This is a genomic window from Arthrobacter sp. R4-81 (assembly GCF_054792365.1).
Window position 1 is genome coordinate 328,287 of the sequence record NZ_CP096445.1, and the last position, 17,149, is coordinate 345,435.

Annotated in this window: 15 protein-coding genes and 1 pseudogene; 8 read left to right on the forward strand and 8 right to left on the reverse strand. The window is 63.3% G+C overall.

From position 1 onward, the window contains the following. Window positions 1–2 precede the first annotated feature (2 nt). The 5 genes and pseudogenes from hisC to M1E05_RS01660 form a co-directional block, all read left to right on the forward strand. Window positions 3–1,121, forward strand: a complete 1,119-nt coding sequence (hisC, locus tag M1E05_RS01640; RefSeq protein ID WP_461164248.1) for a histidinol-phosphate transaminase — start codon at window positions 3–5, stop codon at window positions 1,119–1,121. A 149-nt stretch (window positions 1,122–1,270) separates the two neighbouring features. Continuing rightward, on the forward strand, window positions 1,271–2,488 hold the full coding sequence (gene pdhA, locus M1E05_RS01645) for a pyruvate dehydrogenase (acetyl-transferring) E1 component subunit alpha (RefSeq protein WP_458112484.1): 1,218 nt from the start codon (window positions 1,271–1,273) through the stop codon (window positions 2,486–2,488). Next, window positions 2,488–3,468 carry an alpha-ketoacid dehydrogenase subunit beta gene (locus tag M1E05_RS01650; protein ID WP_458112483.1) on the forward strand — a complete coding sequence of 327 codons (981 nt, stop codon included), beginning with the start codon at window positions 2,488–2,490 and terminating at the stop codon, window positions 3,466–3,468. The genes pdhA and M1E05_RS01650 overlap by 1 nt, the downstream gene beginning before the upstream one ends. A 61-nt stretch (window positions 3,469–3,529) precedes the next feature. Then, entirely contained in the window at window positions 3,530–5,056 is a 1,527-nt protein-coding gene (locus M1E05_RS01655; protein WP_458114589.1) for a dihydrolipoamide acetyltransferase family protein, read from the forward strand. A 105-nt stretch (window positions 5,057–5,161) separates the two neighbouring features. Next, a pseudogene (locus M1E05_RS01660) lies at window positions 5,162–5,290 on the forward strand (phosphatase PAP2 family protein); the annotation flags it as partial. A gap of 50 nt (window positions 5,291–5,340) precedes the next feature. Here M1E05_RS01660 and M1E05_RS01665 read toward each other — a convergent pair. The 4 genes from M1E05_RS01665 to M1E05_RS01680 form a co-directional block, all read right to left on the reverse strand. Then, window positions 5,341–5,772, reverse strand: a complete 432-nt coding sequence (locus M1E05_RS01665) for a universal stress protein (protein WP_458112482.1) — start codon at window positions 5,770–5,772, stop codon at window positions 5,341–5,343. A 55-nt stretch (window positions 5,773–5,827) separates the two neighbouring features. Next, complete coding sequence (locus M1E05_RS01670; protein ID WP_461164249.1) at window positions 5,828–7,120, reverse strand: aminotransferase-like domain-containing protein; 1,293 nt, start codon at window positions 7,118–7,120, stop codon at window positions 5,828–5,830. Between the two features lie 92 nt (window positions 7,121–7,212). Further along, window positions 7,213–8,028, reverse strand: coding sequence for a GerMN domain-containing protein (locus M1E05_RS01675; protein ID WP_461164250.1), 816 nt, complete (start codon window positions 8,026–8,028; stop codon window positions 7,213–7,215). A gap of 210 nt (window positions 8,029–8,238) precedes the next feature. Next, complete coding sequence (locus M1E05_RS01680) at window positions 8,239–8,802, reverse strand: NAD(P)H-dependent oxidoreductase (RefSeq protein WP_461164251.1); 564 nt, start codon at window positions 8,800–8,802, stop codon at window positions 8,239–8,241. 124 nt (window positions 8,803–8,926) lie between these two features. Here M1E05_RS01680 and M1E05_RS01685 point away from each other — a divergent pair, with 124 nt between their 5' ends. Beyond that, on the forward strand, window positions 8,927–9,532 hold the full coding sequence (locus M1E05_RS01685) for a TetR/AcrR family transcriptional regulator (protein WP_458112478.1): 606 nt from the start codon (window positions 8,927–8,929) through the stop codon (window positions 9,530–9,532). A gap of 216 nt (window positions 9,533–9,748) precedes the next feature. Continuing rightward, complete coding sequence (locus tag M1E05_RS01690) at window positions 9,749–10,834, forward strand: Gfo/Idh/MocA family protein (RefSeq protein WP_461164252.1); 1,086 nt, start codon at window positions 9,749–9,751, stop codon at window positions 10,832–10,834. A gap of 92 nt (window positions 10,835–10,926) precedes the next feature. Here the strand turns inward: M1E05_RS01690 and ald are convergent, their stop codons facing one another. Beyond that, window positions 10,927–12,045, reverse strand: a complete 1,119-nt coding sequence (ald, locus tag M1E05_RS01695; protein WP_461164253.1) for an alanine dehydrogenase — start codon at window positions 12,043–12,045, stop codon at window positions 10,927–10,929. 244 nt (window positions 12,046–12,289) lie between these two features. Here ald and M1E05_RS01700 point away from each other — a divergent pair, with 244 nt between their 5' ends. Next, a complete protein-coding gene (locus M1E05_RS01700; RefSeq protein ID WP_458112475.1) occupies window positions 12,290–13,510 on the forward strand; it encodes a PucR family transcriptional regulator in 1,221 nt (406 codons plus the stop codon). Window positions 13,511–13,546: 36 nt separating this feature from the next. Here the strand turns inward: M1E05_RS01700 and M1E05_RS01705 are convergent, their stop codons facing one another. The 3 genes from M1E05_RS01705 to ptsP all read right to left on the reverse strand — a co-directional run bounded on the left by M1E05_RS01705 (window position 13,547) and on the right by ptsP (window position 17,131). Next, window positions 13,547–14,821 (reverse strand): D-arabinono-1,4-lactone oxidase, encoded by a 1,275-nt coding sequence (locus tag M1E05_RS01705; RefSeq protein ID WP_461164254.1) that lies wholly within the window; start codon window positions 14,819–14,821, stop codon window positions 13,547–13,549. Window positions 14,822–14,921: 100 nt separating this feature from the next. After that, window positions 14,922–15,341 (reverse strand): helix-turn-helix domain-containing protein, encoded by a 420-nt coding sequence (locus tag M1E05_RS01710; protein ID WP_461164255.1) that lies wholly within the window; start codon window positions 15,339–15,341, stop codon window positions 14,922–14,924. Between the two features lie 104 nt (window positions 15,342–15,445). Continuing rightward, window positions 15,446–17,131 (reverse strand): phosphoenolpyruvate--protein phosphotransferase, encoded by a 1,686-nt coding sequence (ptsP, locus tag M1E05_RS01715; RefSeq protein ID WP_461164256.1) that lies wholly within the window; start codon window positions 17,129–17,131, stop codon window positions 15,446–15,448. Between the last annotated feature and the right edge of the window lie 18 nt (window positions 17,132–17,149).

Consider the following 17,149-nt stretch of genomic DNA (forward strand, 5'->3'; position numbering starts at 1 on the left):
ACATGACGACACCAGAAAAGACTGCCGCTGGTATCAGGCCGCGGCCAGTGGTAGACAGGCTCCCGCGCTACGCCGCCGGAAAGCCGCCCCTCGCCGTCGAGGGCATCACGAGTTACAAGCTGTCTTCGAACGAGAATCCGCTGCCGCCAATCCCCGCCGTCGTGGAAGCCATCGCGGCGCAGACAGATTTCAATCGCTACCCTGATCCGTTGAGTACCAGGCTGCGGACGGCCCTGGCGGGGTTTTTGTCTGTTCCGGCGGACGACATTGTCACAGGCACGGGAAGCCTTGGTGCCCTGAACCAGCTTCTTGCTGCATTCGCCGGCCAGAACGACGACGGCAAAGCAGACGAGGTGATCTACGCATGGCGCTCATTTGAGGCATATCCCATTTGTGTAGGACTCGCAGGCGCCGAGGGCATCAGGATCCCCCTGACCCCTGAAGGGCGCCATGACCTGGAGGCGATGGCCGCGGCAGTTTCGGCGCGAACCAAAGTTATTCTTCTTTGCACGCCCAACAACCCCACCGGACCAAGCCTGGGCGCCGAGGAGACGGAGCGCTTCATCAACACCGTCCCGTCCGACGTGATTGTGGTAATCGACGAGGCCTATCAGGAATTCGTACGCGACCGTCATGCGGTCGAGGGCATCGACCTGTACCGGAAGTACCCCAATGTAGTGGTGCTTCGGACCTTCTCGAAAGCCCATGGGTTGGCAGGCCTTCGGGTGGGCTACAGCATCTCCCAGCCACATCTCACGCAGCACCTCCGGGTTGCCGCCACACCCTTCGCCGTCTCGCAGATAGCGGAAACTGCAGCTGTGACCTCCCTGCAGAACTTCAGCCAGGTTGTAGAAAGGGTACAAGGGCTGGTGGACGAACGTGACCGGGTAACTGAGGGCCTCAAGGAACTGGGCTGGTTCGTTCCTGAGGCCCAGGGAAATTTTGTCTGGCTCAACCTGGGCGAAAACAGCTCGGATTTCTCCCGTAAGGCAGAAGAAGCAGGACTTTCCGTCAGGGCCTTCGGGGACGAGGGTATTCGCGTCACCATTGGAGAAACAGAGGCGAACACCCGGTTCTTGGAACTCTGTGCGAACTATACAAAAGCCCCACAGCGTTCCTAGCGCTTAACGAGGCGCCTCCCGCTACCTTACTGCGGATAAAGTAAGGATCAGTAAGCCACAATATATGCTCCGACAGGAATGTATTCCCTGAAAAGCATATATCCCAGCGACATTGCAGCGCATTCTTATGCGGCAAGCAAGGAGACGGTATGGGCGCCACACATCTGCCCTCCACCGAGTTCGACGGAACCGAGGTAGACGACCAGCTCGAGGCGGAAGCCGAGGCGGCCATGGGGGAACCCGATGCCCAGATGGTGCAGCTGCTGGGACCGGACGGAACCTTGGGCAGCGATCCTGTTTTCTCGGAGTACGCCAACAACCTCGACGCCGGCAAACTCCGCAGCTTTTATGCGGACATGGCTGCGATCAGGCGGTTCGACCAGGAGGCCACAGCCCTTCAGCGGCAGGGACAGCTGGCGCTCTGGGTCCCGCTGACCGGGCAGGAGGCAGCCCAGATCGGCTCAGGCCGGGCCAGCCAGCCCCAGGACTATATCTTCCCCACCTATCGCGAGCACGGCGTGGCCCTGACCAGGAACGTTGACCTGTCCGAACTCCTACGGCAGTTCCGCGGTGTCTCCAACGGTGGATGGAATCCCAAGGACACCAATTTCCATCTGTACACCCTGGTTCTTGCCGCGCAGACCCTTCATGCCGTGGGCTACGCGATGGGGATCCAGCGCGACCAGAAGCTCGCTGCGGCCTCGGACCCGGCGGGAACGGAGCCGGCTGCCGCTGTCGTTGCCTACTTCGGGGACGGTGCCAGCTCCGAGGGCGACGTGCATGAATCCATGGTCTTTGCCTCCTCGTACAACGCTCCCGTGGTGTTCTTCTGCCAGAACAACCATTGGGCTATCTCGGTCCCAAGCGCCGTGCAGACCCGCATTCCCCTCTCCAACCGGGCCAAGGGCTACGGCTTCCCCGGTATTCGCGTGGACGGCAATGATGTCATCGCCGTACATGCTGTGACGGAGTGGGCGCTTGAGCACGCACGTTCGGGCAAGGGGCCTGTTTTGATTGAGGCCTTCACCTACCGGTTGGGCGCGCACACCACCGCTGATGATCCCACCAAATACAGGCTCTCCGGTGAGGAAGACGCCTGGCGGGCGAAGGATCCTCTCGCGAGGCTTGAAGTCTACCTGCGCACCGCTGGCCTGGCAGATGATGCCTTCTTTGAGCAGGTCAAGGCCGACGGCGATGAACTCGCCTCGTATGTGCGGCGCACCACCCACGATCTTGAGACCCCGGACATCCGGGCCGCCTTCGCGAACGCCTACGTGGAATCGCACCCGCTGGTGGCGGAGGAGCTCGCCTGGTTCGAGCAGTACAGCGCAGGATTTGAAGAGGCAGCTGAAGGGGCGGCGCACTGATGACCACCATGACCATCGCGAAGGCGATCAATGAGGGCCTCCGGGCTGTATTGGCCAACAACCCCAAGTCCTTGCTCATGGGCGAGGACATCGGACCCCTCGGCGGCGTCTACCGCGTCACCGATGGGCTGATCGGGGAATTCGGCGCCGACCGAGTCGTGGACACACCCCTCGCTGAGTCCGGCATTATCGGTACAGCAATCGGGCTGGCCCTGCGCGGCTATAGCCCGGTCTGCGAGATCCAGTTCGACGGCTTCGTGTTCCCGGGGTTCAACCAGATCACCACCCAGCTGGCCAAAATGCATGCGCGCAGCCACGGTAACCTCACCGTTCCTGTGGTGATCCGCATTCCGTATGGTGGCGGCATCGGTTCGGTGGAACACCACTCGGAATCACCCGAGGCACTGTTCGCGCACACCGCAGGCCTTCGCATCATCACCCCGTCCAACGCCCACGACGCGTACTGGATGATCCAGCAGGCGGTGGAGTGCCAGGACCCTGTTATTGTCTTCGAGCCCAAGCGCCGGTACTGGCTCAAGGGTGACGTTGACATCCAGGCCCCCGGCCTCGCCGATGATCCTTTCAAGGCCCACGTGATCCGGGAAGGCCAGGACGCCACCGTCGTTGCGTACGGGCCTCTCGTTCCGGTGGCCCTGGCGGCGGCAAACGCGGCGGAGGAAGACGGCCGCAGTGTCGAAGTCATCGACCTCCGTTCCATTTCCCCCATCGACTTCGATACCGTCACGGAGTCCGTAAAAAAGACCGGCCGGCTGATCGTGGCCCACGAGGCTCCCACCTTTGGTGGAATCGGCGGCGAGATTGCCGCACGTATCAGTGAGCGGGCGTTCCTGTCGCTGGAGGCTCCGGTGATCCGGGTGGGAGGCTTCCACATGCCTTATCCCGTTGCCAAGGTTGAAGAGGACTACCTGCCGGACATCGACAGGATTCTTGAGGCGCTGGACCGCGCCCTGGCCTACTGAATCCAGCCTGTCTGCAGCACGTCCCAACGCCGCCCTTGATCGTTTCGAAACCGAGGATCCCATGACTCTGAACAAGTTCAACCTTCCCGACGTGGGCGAAGGGCTGACCGAGGCTGAAATCGTCTCCTGGAAGGTCAAGGCCGGCGACACCGTGGCTATCAACGACGTCCTTTGCGAGATTGAAACCGCTAAGTCGCTCGTCGAACTGCCGTCGCCTTTTGCCGGTACCGTCACCGAACTGCTGGTCCCCGAAGGCGTGACCATCGACGTCGGCACCCCCATCATCAGCGTCAGCGACGCCGTCGCTGGGGACCCAACTCCCGCGGACGTACCGGCGCCTGCCCTTCGGAGTGCAGAACCCGCCGCTTCGACGCCCGCCGCTTCGACGCCGGCCCTGCCGCTGTACGGCAAGCTGCCGGAGGATACTCCCGGCACGGGTCCGGAGGCGGGCGGACCGCTGGTCGGATCCGGTCCCAAGGCCGACGCCGTGAAACGCCGGCCGCGGAAAGCCTCGGGCATGGGCATCCCGGCAGGTGCATCCGTAACGCCTGTTCCTCCCGCTGACGTGCCGGCCGCCGTCGCGCCTCCTCAGGTCCAGCGAATGGAAACTCCGGACGCAACAGCCACGGCTGACGCCATCCCCGACGCCGACCGCCAGACCCTGGGCGGCACCATCAGCGGGCTGGTGAACAAAGTCTTGGCGAAGCCCCCTGTCCGCAAAATTGCCCGGGATCTTGGCATCGACCTCTCCGACGTCGTTCCTACAGGCGCCCGTGGGGAAGTTACCCGGGAGGACCTGGTGAGCTACCAATCGCAGCGCGACGCCGAATTGGATAAGGCCGATTCGTTCTGGGGGAAGTCCGGCAAGCCGCAGGACCAGCGCATCGAGCGCATCCCGGTCAAGGGTGTCCGCAAGGCGACGGCCAAGGCGATGGTGGAGTCGGCGTTCTCGGCCCCGCACGTCAGCATCTTTGTGGATGTTGATGCAAGCCGGACCATGGAATTCGTGAAGCGGCTCAAGGTATCACGTGATTTTGAGGGCATCCGGGTCTCCCCCCTCCTGATTCTCGCAAAGGCAGTCATCTGGGCTGCGGCGCGTAATCCCAGCGTCAATGCCACCTGGGTGGACAGCACCGACGGCAGCGACACAGCTGAAATCCACGTCAAGCACTATATGAACCTGGGTATTGCCGCCGCTACACCGCGGGGCCTCATGGTGCCCAACATCAAGAATGCCCAGGATCTCTCCCTCAAGGAGCTGGCCCTGGCCCTCAATGACCTGGCAACCACAGCACGTGCAGGCAAGACGCAGCCCGCGCAGATGCAGGGCGGCACGCTCACTGTGACGAACATTGGCGCGCTGGGAATTGATACCGGCACCCCCATCATCAACCCGGGCGAGGTAGCCATTGTCGCCTTCGGTACCATCAAGCAGAAGCCATGGGTGCTGGACGGAGAGGTCATCCCGCGCTGGATCACTACTCTGGGTGGCTCCTTTGACCACCGCGTGGTGGATGGGGATCTGTCGGCGCGGTTCATGGCGGACGTCGCAGCGATTCTCGAAGAGCCTGCCCTGCTGCTTGACTGAGCGAGGGCCTAATAAGCTGATGGTGACGGCCAGCGAATGCTGTACGCGGACCGCGTGACAGTGACTTCAGACGTAAGCCCGCAGGTCCGCTCGGCGGGTCTCTTGCTGCTGCTGCTGATTCCGGTGGTTGGATGGGCCCGAGCGGCGCTTGGTGCCCATACCGTTGGCCAAGTAGTTGCCGGTTCGCTGTTCGGCGGAATAGTCATGGCCGGAGCGTGGTCGCTCCTCCGGTGATTGATGGCAACCGGAGGAGCTTCACACGAAGGTGAGGAAGGGCGGCAGCCTCAGGCGACGTCGTCCGTCTTGGCAATGTAGACATCGCAAGGAGCGCTGTGGGCAACGCTGTTGGCCACGCTGCCCAGCACCCGGCCAATTCCCCGCATACGACGGTTGCCCACCACGATCATCCGGGCGTCATTCCGCTCGGCTTCATTGATCAGTGCCTCGGCCGGCTTTCCGCGCGCCGCGGAATACGTCACGGACAACTCCGGCGTCCGCAGGCGATCGGCGACGCCGCGGGCGACTTTCTCCGCTGCGCCGGCGTCAGAGACGATCCACTGGTCGCTCCCGCTTCCGAAGACTTCAGTGCGGTCGCTGTCGAACGCACTCACCACGTGGAGGGTGGCTCCCATGGAAGCGGCGAGACCTGCGGCCGTCTCGGCAGCCTTCATCGCCGTTTCACTGCCATCTACGCCGACAACAATAATTCCGGTCATATTCCTGCTCCTTTAAGTCGATGCATCTCCGGGCTAAGCCCGGGATGTTTTCAGGCTACAGTGCTGCAATTGCTTCCCGCATCACGGGTGCCAACCTGCGGACACCTTCGTCTATGGATTCGGGTGGGACCGCGCTGAAGGCAAGCCTGAGCTTGTTGGAGGGTTCAGTCGAATGGGTGAATGCTGCCCCAGGAATGAAAACAACGCCAGCCTCGATGGCCTTGTGAAGCAGCGGATAGGTATCCACTCCAAGGGGAAGTGTGACCCAGACAAAAAAGCCACCCTCCGGCCGCGTCCAGCTCATACCCTCGGGCATGTGCTGCTCGAGAGCAGCCAGCATAGCCTGGCACCGCTCCTCGTAGAGCCTGCGGTACGTGCGGATCTGCCCCTTCCAGTCAAAGTCCCGCAGGTAGGCAGAAACCAGCATCTGGTTGAAGGCAGGGGGGCACAGCATTACGGATTCGGAGGCCAGATAGTAGCGGCGCTGAAGGTGTGCCGGGACCAGTGCCCAACCCACCCGCAACCCTGGCGCGAAGATCTTGGAGAACGAGCCGAGGTAAATTACGTCGTCCGGGTTGTCCGTCCTCAGCGGGGCTAGGGGCTGCCCGTCGAAGCGCAGAAGACCGTAGGGGTTATCTTCCAGGATCAAGATATTTGCGTCGCGGCATATATCAACTATCTCTTGGCGGCGCTCCTGGGCAAGAGTAATGCCTGAAGGGTTGTTGAAGCTGGGGATGGTGTAGAGGAATTTGATCTTCTTCCCAGCACCTTGGAGAGCAGCGATTTTCGCTTCCAGCAATTCAGGGACGAGGCCATCTTCGTCCATGGGAACGGTCTCCACCTGCACCTGGTACGCCTCAAAGGCATTCAGGGCACCCACATATGTTGGATTCTCCACGAGGACGACGTCACCGGGATTGCAAAAGACCTTTGCTGCGATGTCCTGGGCCGACTGCGAACCGGCCGTGACCACGACGTTCTCCGGCAGGGCGTCAAGGATTCCCTCCTCGGCCATGACCTCACAGATCTGTGTCCGTAACTCCAGCGTGCCCTGGCCGCTGCCGTACTGCAGCGCGATCATTCCCTGTTCGGCGATGATCGCGGCAGCTGTTTCTGCGAGCCGGTCCAGCGGTAGTGACTGCAGGTACGGGTTGCCTCCCGCCAACGACACGAGCCCCGGGCGCATGGAAATGTCAAAAACATCGCGTACGGCTGATTGCTTGATGTTGGCGGCCCGCTCCGAGAAGAGTTCCTCGTGGCGGTGGGCGGACGTAGCCGCTCGTTCGATTGCTTCAACGGCTTCAGCGGGCAGCAACTGTGCTGCGGCATCCAGTGTCTCGTGGCTCACATTCCTCAGGATACAACCATCAGTTGCTGATTATGCAACCTCTGTTGCCCATGGGCGCGGACTCGGATGCCAGCTCCTCCGCCTGCCCAGATCTAGCGAAGGCTGAGGACCTCCGCCAGTCGCCGTCCGTTAATGTAGATTTCCGCCCGGGTTGCCCCTACTGCCGTAACGGCTGTCTGGGTCAGCTGTGCCTCAATCCTGGGAATGTCGCAGGTGCCCCCAGGACTCACAGTGCCACTCAGGTTCACCACCACTGTGGATCCGTCGAAGTAGCCCGAGACGAAGCTGAGAGTGGAAGAGGCCAGGGAGTTGTAGAGCCCGTCAGGGGCGGATCCGCCGCCGCTGCTCCCGGGCAGCAGGGCCTGAAGAGCAGATTGAAGTGGTTCGTTTGCGAGCGGGGCGGCAAGAGGTACGGACACCAGACTGTCGTTGCAGCCGAAGCGGACTCCGCCACTGCCGCCGTCGTCGAGCATGACGAAGTAGGCCGTTCCGGACTGCTGGGCACTGGGAGCTGGAGGATTACCCGCAGGAAGCGCGGCCCCTTGTGCGGGGGAGGGTTCAGGCGTAAGTGCCGGGACTGGCGACGAAGCGGTCGACGGAGACTCTCCTGGCATGGCGTCCGGCGGCGGCGTTTCAGCTGCAGGCTCCTGGTAAGGCTCACTGGTTCCGCGGGGTGCCAACTGAGCCTTGCCCGCTTCAGCAGGCTCCGTTGCAGGCGTTGGTGCCCGTTGGGCTTCCGGCTCGGGTGCGGCAAGCGCGGGTCCCGGTGTCAGTTGGCTCGCCGCTGAACCTTCCGTGGCGTCGCTGGTGGAGCGCGCGTCGGACGTTGTGCAGCCTCCCAGCCACAGGGGAATTGCCAGGCAGCAGGCCAATCCCGCTACCCTCGTGAAACCCTGCGAGGTCCTCATGACAACCCGCACCTCCAGCCCCGCTGCAATCCGTATATCAACGTTACGGCTCAGCGGGGAAGGGCGGAATATGTTTCAGATGACGGTTCGGCGACAGCTGTGTCACGGTTTGATACGTGCGGCGGCCCTCAGGGATCAAGGTCGAAATGCAGAACGCCTCCCGGCTGCCTGAATCGGCGGCCGGGAGGCGTCGTACATCAGCTGGAAAGATCAGGCAGCGGCGACAGGGCTGCTCTCAGCAATGGCATGGAAGACATCCTTGATCTGCCCGACGATCTCGGCGTCGTCCTTCGGGTGGATTTCAGCAAAGCGCACCACGGAACCCGGCACGGCGAGCTTGACGCCCTCAATGACCTGGGCGCCGGCGATGCCGACAGCCTTGCGGGTCTCATCCTGGGCCCAGACTCCGCCGAACTGACCGTAAGCGGTTCCGACAACGCCGGTGGGCTTGCCGGTGAGAGCGCCTGCACCGAACGGACGGGACAGCCAGTCGATGGCGTTCTTAAGGGAGGCGGGGATCGTGCCGTTGTGCTCGGGGGTCACCAGCAGCAGGGCGTCGGCGTCGGACGCGGCTGCCCGCAGTGCTGCTGCCGCAGCGGGAACCTGGCCTTCGACGTCGATGTCCTCGTTGTAGAAGGGGATGTTTCCCAGGCTTTCGTGGATGATGACATCGACCTGCTCCGGCGCATTGACCTGGATGGCCTCGGCAAGCTTCTGGTTGGTGGACTCCGCGCGCAGGCTGCCGACGAGGGCGAGTACGGTGCTCTTTGACATGAAAAACTCCTTCTGTCTGGCCACCGGAAGGCGGCGGCCGGTTGGTTGGGGAGGCTTTGTGGGCCCTTCACTGATCTAAACGGACTGCGGTCCGGTTCTTATTCCCGGGTCTAGAATGTTTTTTGTGAGCCTTATCCCAATCCGCTCCGGATCCCCGGGTGAGGATTCAGAGCGCAGCGACGCCGCCCGGAACCGGGAACGCCTGCTCGTGGCGGCACGTGAACTCCTGGACGAGTGCGGAGTTGACTCTCTCACAATGGACAAGCTCGCCAAACGCGCAGGGGTCGGCAAGGGAACGGTCTTCCGGCGGTTTGGCAGCAAGGCAGGCCTCATGATCACGCTCCTGAGCGACGCAGAGGCGGAATTCCAAGGGCGTTTTATGTTTGGCCCTCCTCCGCTTGGACCGGGTGCGCCGCCACTGGAGAGGTTGGTGGCCTTCGGCCACGCGCGCATTGGTTACCTTCTGGAATTCGGAGACCTGGCACGGGCTGCTGACCAGTCGGTCTATACCAAGCTGGAGGTTCCCGCCACGCTGCTCTGGCACCGCCACGTCGAATTACTCCTCCGCGCGGCCGGAATGCAGGCAGATCCCTGGCTCATGGCGTTGTTCCTGGGGGCAGCCCTGGACCCCGAGCGGCTGCTCTATGCAGTGCGTGTGCAGGGCGTGACACCGGAACGTCTGGCGGAAGCATGGAGCGAGCTGGCCACCCGGGTGGTCCGCCGGGATTAGCCCGCCCCCGGACGCTCCCTCACGTTTCGCGGGTTTTTGGGGGACGCTCCTTCACGTTTCGCGGGTTTTTGGGGAACGCTCGCTCATGTTTCGGGGGTTTTTGGGGAACGCTCCCTCAGCTATGGCCCGCCTGGAGCGGCTACCCGTCGGGATGTGAGGGAGGGTTGGGGAAATTTGGTCGGGATGTGAGGGAGGGTCCGGGGGTAGCGTTGCCCCATGACTACAGACTCTTCCGTTCATGCCAGCAGGCCAGCCCCCATCCGAACCGCGGTGGCCGGGTATGGGTTGTCGGGCAGCGTTTTCCACGCCCCGCTGATCGCGGCTAATCCTGCTTTCTCCCTCGAGGTCATTTCAACGTCCGACGCCGGCCGGAAGTCCGCCGCGTCCGAGCGCTACCCGGTGACGAGGCTCGTGGACACCCCCGAAGGCATTCTCGGGCTGGCAGGGGAGCTCGACCTGCTGGTCCTGGGCACCCCTCCGGCAACCCACTTTCAGCTTGCGAAGGCCGCGCTGGAAGCGGGCCTCGACGTCGTCGTCGATAAGCCTTTTGTAGTGACCAGCAGTGAAGGTGAAGAGCTCGTCGGACTGGCCGCACGCCTTGGGCGCGTACTCACGGTTTTCCATAATCGCCGTTGGGACGGCGATTTCCTTACTCTCAGGAACATCCTCGCCGACAGCGCCCTTGGAGGTGTGGCCCGGTTCGAATCACGGTTCGAGCGTTGGTCGCCCCAAGTATCCAAAGCCTGGAAAGCGGAAGCAACGGCCGAGCAAGGAGGAGGGGTTCTGTTTGATCTGGGCACCCACCTTCTGGACCAGGCGCTTCAGCTTTTTGGCCCGGCCACTGTCACCCACGCCGAACTCCAGATCAGGCGGCCCGGCGAAAACGTGGACGACGACGCCTTCCTGGCCCTGCGTCACGAGTCGGGTGTTATCAGCCACCTCTGGATGAACATGTTGTGCGCCCAGCAGGGTCCCCGCTTCCGCCTATTGGGTAGCGGGGGCGGGTTCACAAAGCATGGCGTGGACCCCCAGGAACCCTACATCGTGGCCGGTGGAAGCCCGCTGGACCTCGACTACGGCCTCGAAGCCCCTGAGTGGGCCGGGACTCTCGGCCGCGACGGCCACCTGGACAAGCTGCCAACGGAACGGGGCGCTTACCCGGAGTTTTACCGGCTCCTGGGGGAAAAGATCCACGACGGCGGGGCCTCCTCGCGGCGTCCGCTCCCAGTCAACCCCCAGGACGCAGTCGCCGTCCTCAAATTAATAGAGCAGGCTAGGACGTTGGCATGGGACGGGGCCTAACGACTGAATGGCAGCCATCCAGAAAGCGTGCGTCAAAGCGACGAAGGAGCAGCACGCGTTGGATGACTGCCATTCAGTTGGCAGCCAGGGGATTAGGCGCTAACCAACTGGTGCCAATCGGCGACGAGCGGCAGGTTGTGTGCCTCCGACACCGAATGGTGGGCCACATGGCCGGCAGCGATGTTGAGGCCAGCGGCCAGCGCGGGATCCTTCTCGAAGGCCGCCTTGACGCCCAGGTTCGCCAACGCGACACCGTAGCGCAGGGTGACGTTGGTGAGCGCATAGGTGGAGGTGTTGGGAACGGCGCCGGGCATGTTGGCCACGCAGTAGAAGATGGTGTTGTGGACCTTGTACGTGGGCTCCTGGTGAGTTGTGGGGTGGGTGTCCTCAAAGCAGCCGCCCTGGTCCACCGCGATGTCCACCAGGACCGAGCCCGGCTTCATCCGTGCAACGAGCTCGTTCGTCACCAGCTTGGGGGCCTTGGCGCCCGGAATCAGCACGGATCCGATCACCAGGTCAGCGTCCACCACTGACTTCTCAATCTCGTACTTGTTGGACGCGACCGTCTTCAGGCGGCCCTGGTACTGGGCGTCCAGTTCCCGAAGGCGGGGAATGTTGATGTCCAGGATGGTGACGTCCGCGCCAAGCCCTAGCGCCATTGCCGCGGCGTTGGTTCCGGCTACTCCGGCGCCGAGCACCACAACCTTGGCGGGACGGACTCCTGGTACGCCGCCCAACAGCACACCCTTGCCTCCGGCCGGGGCCATCAGCGAAGCGGCTCCTACCTGGACCGACAAGCGGCCTGCCACCTCAGACATCGGGGCCAGGAGCGGAAGTGTGCGGCCTTCCTGCACTGTTTCGTAGGCGATGGCAGTGACGCCGGAGTTGATCAGTTCGTGGGTCAGTTCCGGTTCCGCTGCCAAGTGCAGGTAAGTGAACAGAATGAGGCCCTTGCGGAAGCGGTGGTATTCGGCCTTGATAGGTTCCTTGACCTTCATAACCATGTCTGCGCGGCCCCAGACATCGTCGGGATCAGCCACGATCTCGGCGCCGGCAATCGAGTATTCCTCGTCGGTGATTCCCGAGCCCAGCCCTGCACCGCGCTCCACCAGGACTGTGTGGCCGTGCATGAGGAATTCGTGAACACCGGCAGCGGTGATAGCTACGCGGAATTCGTTGTTCTTGATCTCTTTGGGGATACCGATGATCATTTTGGGCTCCAGGTTCGGCGGCTTTGTAAGGGCCAGGGTGGAAGTGTGGGTGTGATTCCAGAATAAATCCGGTTGTGAGGCACACGACATCGAGGCTCTCAGAACAGAATCCAACTTCCGCCTGTTTTCAGGGTTTTCCTCAGATTGGCCTCGACATTTGTCGAATTCTCTAGCGTCAACTGTCGCCTGGTGTTGGTACGGAAAGGTGAGGTCACGCCGGCCGCATGAGCAGTACTGTTGCAGCATGCAACAACAGGATGTGGAACAGCTCGTCGAGCACGTGGCACTCAAGTTGGGGCGGGGGCTTTCGCTTGAGGACCTCGACGGCGTCCTGCTCGCCTACAGCTCCAACCAATCCCATGCCGACCGCGTGCGGGTGAACTTCCTGCTGAGCAAGCGGGTCCCGGCGGATGTCAGCGCCTGGCAGCTTTCGCACGGGATCGCGACGGCGGTGCGTCCCGTCGTCGTGCCTGCCAACGAGGACCTGGGGATGCTGGGCCGCGTCTGCGTCCCGCTGCTGGTGCGCGGTTTCCGCGTGGGGTACCTATGGGTCCAACAGGATCTTGAAGACGAAAGCGCGACGGCGATCCTGAGTCAGCTGCCAGGCGTCCGGGAGGAGTTGGAGGTGCTGTCCGGCCTCCTGCTCGAGTCCAACACAGCAGAATCGGAGTTCCGCCGCCGCCGCGAGCAGGAGTTCCTTAAGGCGTGTGCCGGGGAAAGCAACGCTGTGGCGGCCGTCGCCGGTTGGAAGGAAGTTCAGGGCAAGGGGCCTTGGCAGCTCGTGACCATCATCGATGCCGATGGCTGGACTGAAGGCCCGGATCCCATCGCCTCCACGCTCATCCACAGGTCTGCCGCGCTGCAGGCAACCATCGGAGTGGATTCCACCCTGTTCAGTGCCGGCACCGAAACCCACGCGGTGGTGCTGTTCCGGGAGTCCATTGGCCGGGCCAGCCACGCCCAGGTCCTGGTGCATTACCAGTTGGAGCTGGCCAAGCGTTCCGGGCGGCCCGTTCAGCGCATCATCCTTGGATGCAGTGAAGGTTTCAGCAAGCCGCGGGAGCTGAGCCATGCCTACAGTCAGTCGAAGCAGGCGGCGCAGGCAGCAGCAGTTGATCCGCAGCTCGGCGAGCTGGTGGACTGCCGTGATACCGGAATGTACCAGCTGCTGGCCTCAGCCGGCGGCGGGACAGGAGCATGGGCAGATGCAGGTTCCGTGTACTTCCATCTCCTGGAGGACCACGACCGCAACGGCGAGCTTCTCCCCGTGCTTGAGCTGCTCTACGACAATGACGGCTCGGTTCAGGACGTTGCTGACAAACTGCATCTTCACCGGAGCAGTATCTACAACAGGCTGGGCAGGATCCGGCAGGTGCTGGGGGTTGATCCGCTCAAGGGAATGGTGCGGCTGGAACTCCACGCGGCGCTCAAGGCGCGGCGCTGGGCTTCCCGCCCACGCATCTGAGCCCGGCCTGCGGCGTGAGCCCGGCCTGGAGCGCAGCTAGCCGCCGAACACCTTGTTCTCCAGGAAGCTGTTGCGGAATTTGTGCTCAGGGTCAACCCGCTCGGCCAGCGAAATGAAGTCTGCGAAGCGGGGATACAGGGGTGCGAGGGCAGATGCATCTGCCTGGAAGAGCTTGCCCCAATGCGGCCGGGCGCCCAGCGGAGCCAGCCTCTCCTCCAACAGTGGAAGGACCTTCTCAACAGCCGCCTGCTCAGGCTTCCAGGTGAAGTGGAGGCCTACCGAGGACTGACCGTAGGCGGGGCTGAGCCATAGGTGATCAGCGGCGATGGTGCGGATTTCCGAGACCTGCAGCAGGGGAGTGATGTGCTCAGAGAGTCCCCGAATTGCAGCGATGGCCTCCGTGGCATGCTCGCGTGGCACAAAGAATTCGCTTTGCAGCTCGGCGCCGCTGCTTGGCGTGAAGGCCATCTGAAAGTGTGCCAGGCGCTCGGACCAGGGCCCGGGAACGCCCAGTTGCTGGGTGCAGTCCTCCCCGGAGAAGCCAGGCAAGGGGTGCATGGCTCGAATGGCCGGGGCTCCGCCGTAAAAGCTCTCCCGGACAGCGGCAGGTGGCACGCTGCCGTCGTAGCCGCGGGTCTTCAGCCACGACTGGGCCACCATCTCCCCCTGCCAGTCCGTGAACAGGCTGACGCTGTAGGCGCTGGCGGTGACGGCGTCGAAATCCACGAGCACCTGCTCCCAGGAGAGTGCTTCGAAAACGTCCTGTCGAACAGAAAAGGTGGGCTCGATGTCCAGGGTCACCCGCGTGACGATACCCAAGGCGCCGAGTGCCACCACGGAGCCGTCGAAGTCCGGGTCTCCGCGGCGCAGGGTACGAAGGGCCCCATCGGCTCCAATCAGCTCGAGTTCAGCCACGGACGTCGCGAGATTGCCGTTGGCATCGCCGGACCCGTGGGTGGCCGTGGAAATGGCCCCTGCTATGGAGATGTGCGGCAGCGAGGCGAGGTTGGGCAGCGCAAAGCCGTTCCGCTCGAGCTCCTCAGCAAGGGTTCCATACCGCGTTCCGCCGGAAACCCTTACCATCCGAGCGGCGGAGTCAATATTAACGGCGGGCTCCAAGGCCTCCAGCGATAGCAGGGCCCCGTAGGAATCGGCGATGGAGTTAAAGGAGTGGCGGGAGCCGAGAGCTCTGATCTTCCGGGCACTGGCGACGAGCTCCTGCGCTTCCTGCAAAGAACCAGGCCGGTGGATCACGGGGGCTCCATAGCGGTAGTTGCCGGCCCAGTTCAGTTCATCAAGCTCCGTGCGCATAGCTCCCCTTCGCGCCGGAGCTTCTGGCTCCGACAAAATGTTATCGCTCACAATACTGGTCAGGCATCATGCAGGCTGTCAATGGCAGGCCAAGGTGCAGTCAGGCCTCGGAGTTTCCCGGGTCTTCCGCCGCGTCCGATTCCTGCGGTGCCGCTGACTTCTTCTGCGTCTCCAGCCAGGTCATGATATCCGTGAGCCGGATCCGCCGGTGGGTGCCCCTGTACTGCACCGGGATCTCTCCACGGTCTGTCATGTTGCGCAGATACGTGTGCGAGATTCCTGCCAGCTCGGCGGCCCGGGAGGTGGTGAGCATTTCCTCCACGCTGCTGACGGTCACGGCGTCGCCTGCGCCGAAACGCGTCAGGAGGTCGACGACGGCGTCCCTCGCCTGCGGGGGCAGCCGGTGGACTGTGCCGTCAACAAAGACTGTGATGTCGTGGCTGCCCTCGAGGGCTCGCTTGAGCTTGCGGGCATCGTCAGCGGGCAGTGCGCCGGTGACCCGTGGGGCTATCAGTGCCATGGCTGAATACTAACCCGGCTAAATCCCAACCCCAGCCGAATCCACCCATGCGGGGACAGCGGCGCGTGCCCGGCGCAGCGCGCCCCGCCCCACCCGGGATGGGCCTACAGCCCCAGTTCCTCCAGTACAGGCAGCTTGGCGCGGACCCATGCCCGGGCTTCGGTAGCGCTGGGAGCGGAAAGGGCCAGCTTGGCCAGTTCCTGGGCCTCTGCCAGGGTGACGGTCTTCAGCACAGCGGCGACTGCGGCCAGGGAACGGGCAGTCATGGAGAGTGTGGAGACGCCCAGGCCTGTGAGGACAACGGCCAGGGCGGGGTCCGCTGCCGCTTCGCCGCAGACGCCAACGGGTTTGTTGTGGCCTTCTGCCACCGACCCTTCAACGGTAAGTCCTACCAGCCGCAGGACTGCCGGCTGCCAGGGTGTGTTGAGGCCTGCGAGCGGGCCAAGCTGCCGGTCGGCCGCCATTGCGTACTGCGTAAGGTCGTTGGTGCCAAGGCTGGCAAACCCAACTTCCCGCAGGATCGCTTCTGCCGTCAGCGCGGCCGAAGGAACCTCCACCATCACGCCTGGTGTGCTGATTCCCGCGTCGGCGCACATGGAGGCGAAACGCGCAGCCTCTTCCGCCGTCGAGATCATGGGTGCCATCACCCACACATCGGCTTCGGAATCCTTGGCCGCCAAACCGATGGCCTCAAGCTGGCGGTCCAGGACGCCGGGAGTGGTGAAGTCAGTCCGGTAGCCGCGGACACCGAGGGCCGGGTTCGGCTCTGTTGCGTCGGTGAGGAACGGGAGGGGCTTGTCGGCGCCGGCGTCGAGGGTCCTCAGCACAACCTTCTTGCCCGGGAACGCATCAAAAACGCCCTTGTAGGCCGCCGCCTGCTCTTCAACGCTGGGCTCGGTATCGCGTTCGAGGAAGCAGAATTCTGTGCGGAAGAGCCCCACTCCCTCGGCGCCCAAGGCAGCAGCAGCCACAGCATCCTTGGCGCCTCCCACATTGGCGAGAAGCGGGACCAGGTGGCCGTCCGCCGTCGAGCCCGTACCGCTGAACTCTGCCAGAAGTGAAGCGGTTGCCGCCCAGGCCTCGGCGGAAGAACGCAGCGACTCATCGGGGTCTGCGGTGATGGCTCCAGCTGCACCGTCGACAAATACTTCGGTGCCATCCGGCAGCTCATCGACGCCAACGGCGGCAACGACGGCCGGCAATCCGAGGGAACGGGCAATGATGGCTGTGTGGGACTGGGGTCCGCCGCCTGCAGTGACCAGCGCCAGGATCTTGTTGGGGTCCAGCGTTGCGGTATCGGCAGGTGCCAGGTCCTCGGCGACCAGGATGAACGCAGTGTCCGATTCCGGGATGCCGGGCGCGGGTACTCCGCGCAGTTCAGCCACGATCCTGGCCCGGACATCCAGGACGTCGGTGGCGCGCTCGGCCATGTAGCCGCCCAGATTGAGCAGCATTTCCGAGACAGACGCCCCTGATTCCCAGATGGCGCGTTCAGCTGACGTTCCTCGGGCTATGAGTTTGCCGGCGCCCTTGATGAGCATGGTATCCGTAGCCATAAGCGCAGTGGCTTCCAGGACGGCCTTGCCATCCCCGGTGGCTTTGACGGCGCGCTCCTTGAGCTCATCATGGACCGCCTTGGCCGCCGCTTTGAGTTGCGCCGTCGCGTCCTCTGCGGAGATCGCCTCCGGCAGCCGCTCGCCGGCAGGGGGTTCGCTGATCGGTTTGGGCATTTGGCGGATGGTGCCAATAATGCGGCCGGGGCTTACGCCTACTCCTGGGAAGTTCTGCACTGAAGGTCCTCATTCTCT

Excerpts from the sequence above, each read along its gene's own strand:
- pdhA (WP_458112484.1), top strand. The coding sequence starts at position 1,271 with ATGGGCGCCACACATCTGCCCTCCACCGAGTTCGACGGAACCGAGGTA.
- M1E05_RS01710 (WP_461164255.1), bottom strand. The coding sequence starts at position 15,341 with ATGGCACTGATAGCCCCACGGGTCACCGGCGCACTGCCCGCTGACGAT.
- M1E05_RS01650 (WP_458112483.1), top strand. The coding sequence starts at position 2,488 with ATGACCACCATGACCATCGCGAAGGCGATCAATGAGGGCCTCCGGGCT.
- M1E05_RS01690 (WP_461164252.1), top strand. The coding sequence starts at position 9,749 with ATGACTACAGACTCTTCCGTTCATGCCAGCAGGCCAGCCCCCATCCGA.
- M1E05_RS01665 (WP_458112482.1), bottom strand. The coding sequence starts at position 5,772 with ATGACCGGAATTATTGTTGTCGGCGTAGATGGCAGTGAAACGGCGATG.
- M1E05_RS01655 (WP_458114589.1), top strand. The coding sequence starts at position 3,530 with ATGACTCTGAACAAGTTCAACCTTCCCGACGTGGGCGAAGGGCTGACC.
- M1E05_RS01700 (WP_458112475.1), top strand. The coding sequence starts at position 12,290 with ATGCAACAACAGGATGTGGAACAGCTCGTCGAGCACGTGGCACTCAAG.
- hisC (WP_461164248.1), top strand. The coding sequence starts at position 3 with ATGACGACACCAGAAAAGACTGCCGCTGGTATCAGGCCGCGGCCAGTG.
- M1E05_RS01680 (WP_461164251.1), bottom strand. The coding sequence starts at position 8,802 with ATGTCAAAGAGCACCGTACTCGCCCTCGTCGGCAGCCTGCGCGCGGAG.
- ald (WP_461164253.1), bottom strand. The coding sequence starts at position 12,045 with ATGATCATCGGTATCCCCAAAGAGATCAAGAACAACGAATTCCGCGTA.
- M1E05_RS01675 (WP_461164250.1), bottom strand. The coding sequence starts at position 8,028 with ATGAGGACCTCGCAGGGTTTCACGAGGGTAGCGGGATTGGCCTGCTGC.
- M1E05_RS01705 (WP_461164254.1), bottom strand. The coding sequence starts at position 14,821 with ATGCGCACGGAGCTTGATGAACTGAACTGGGCCGGCAACTACCGCTAT.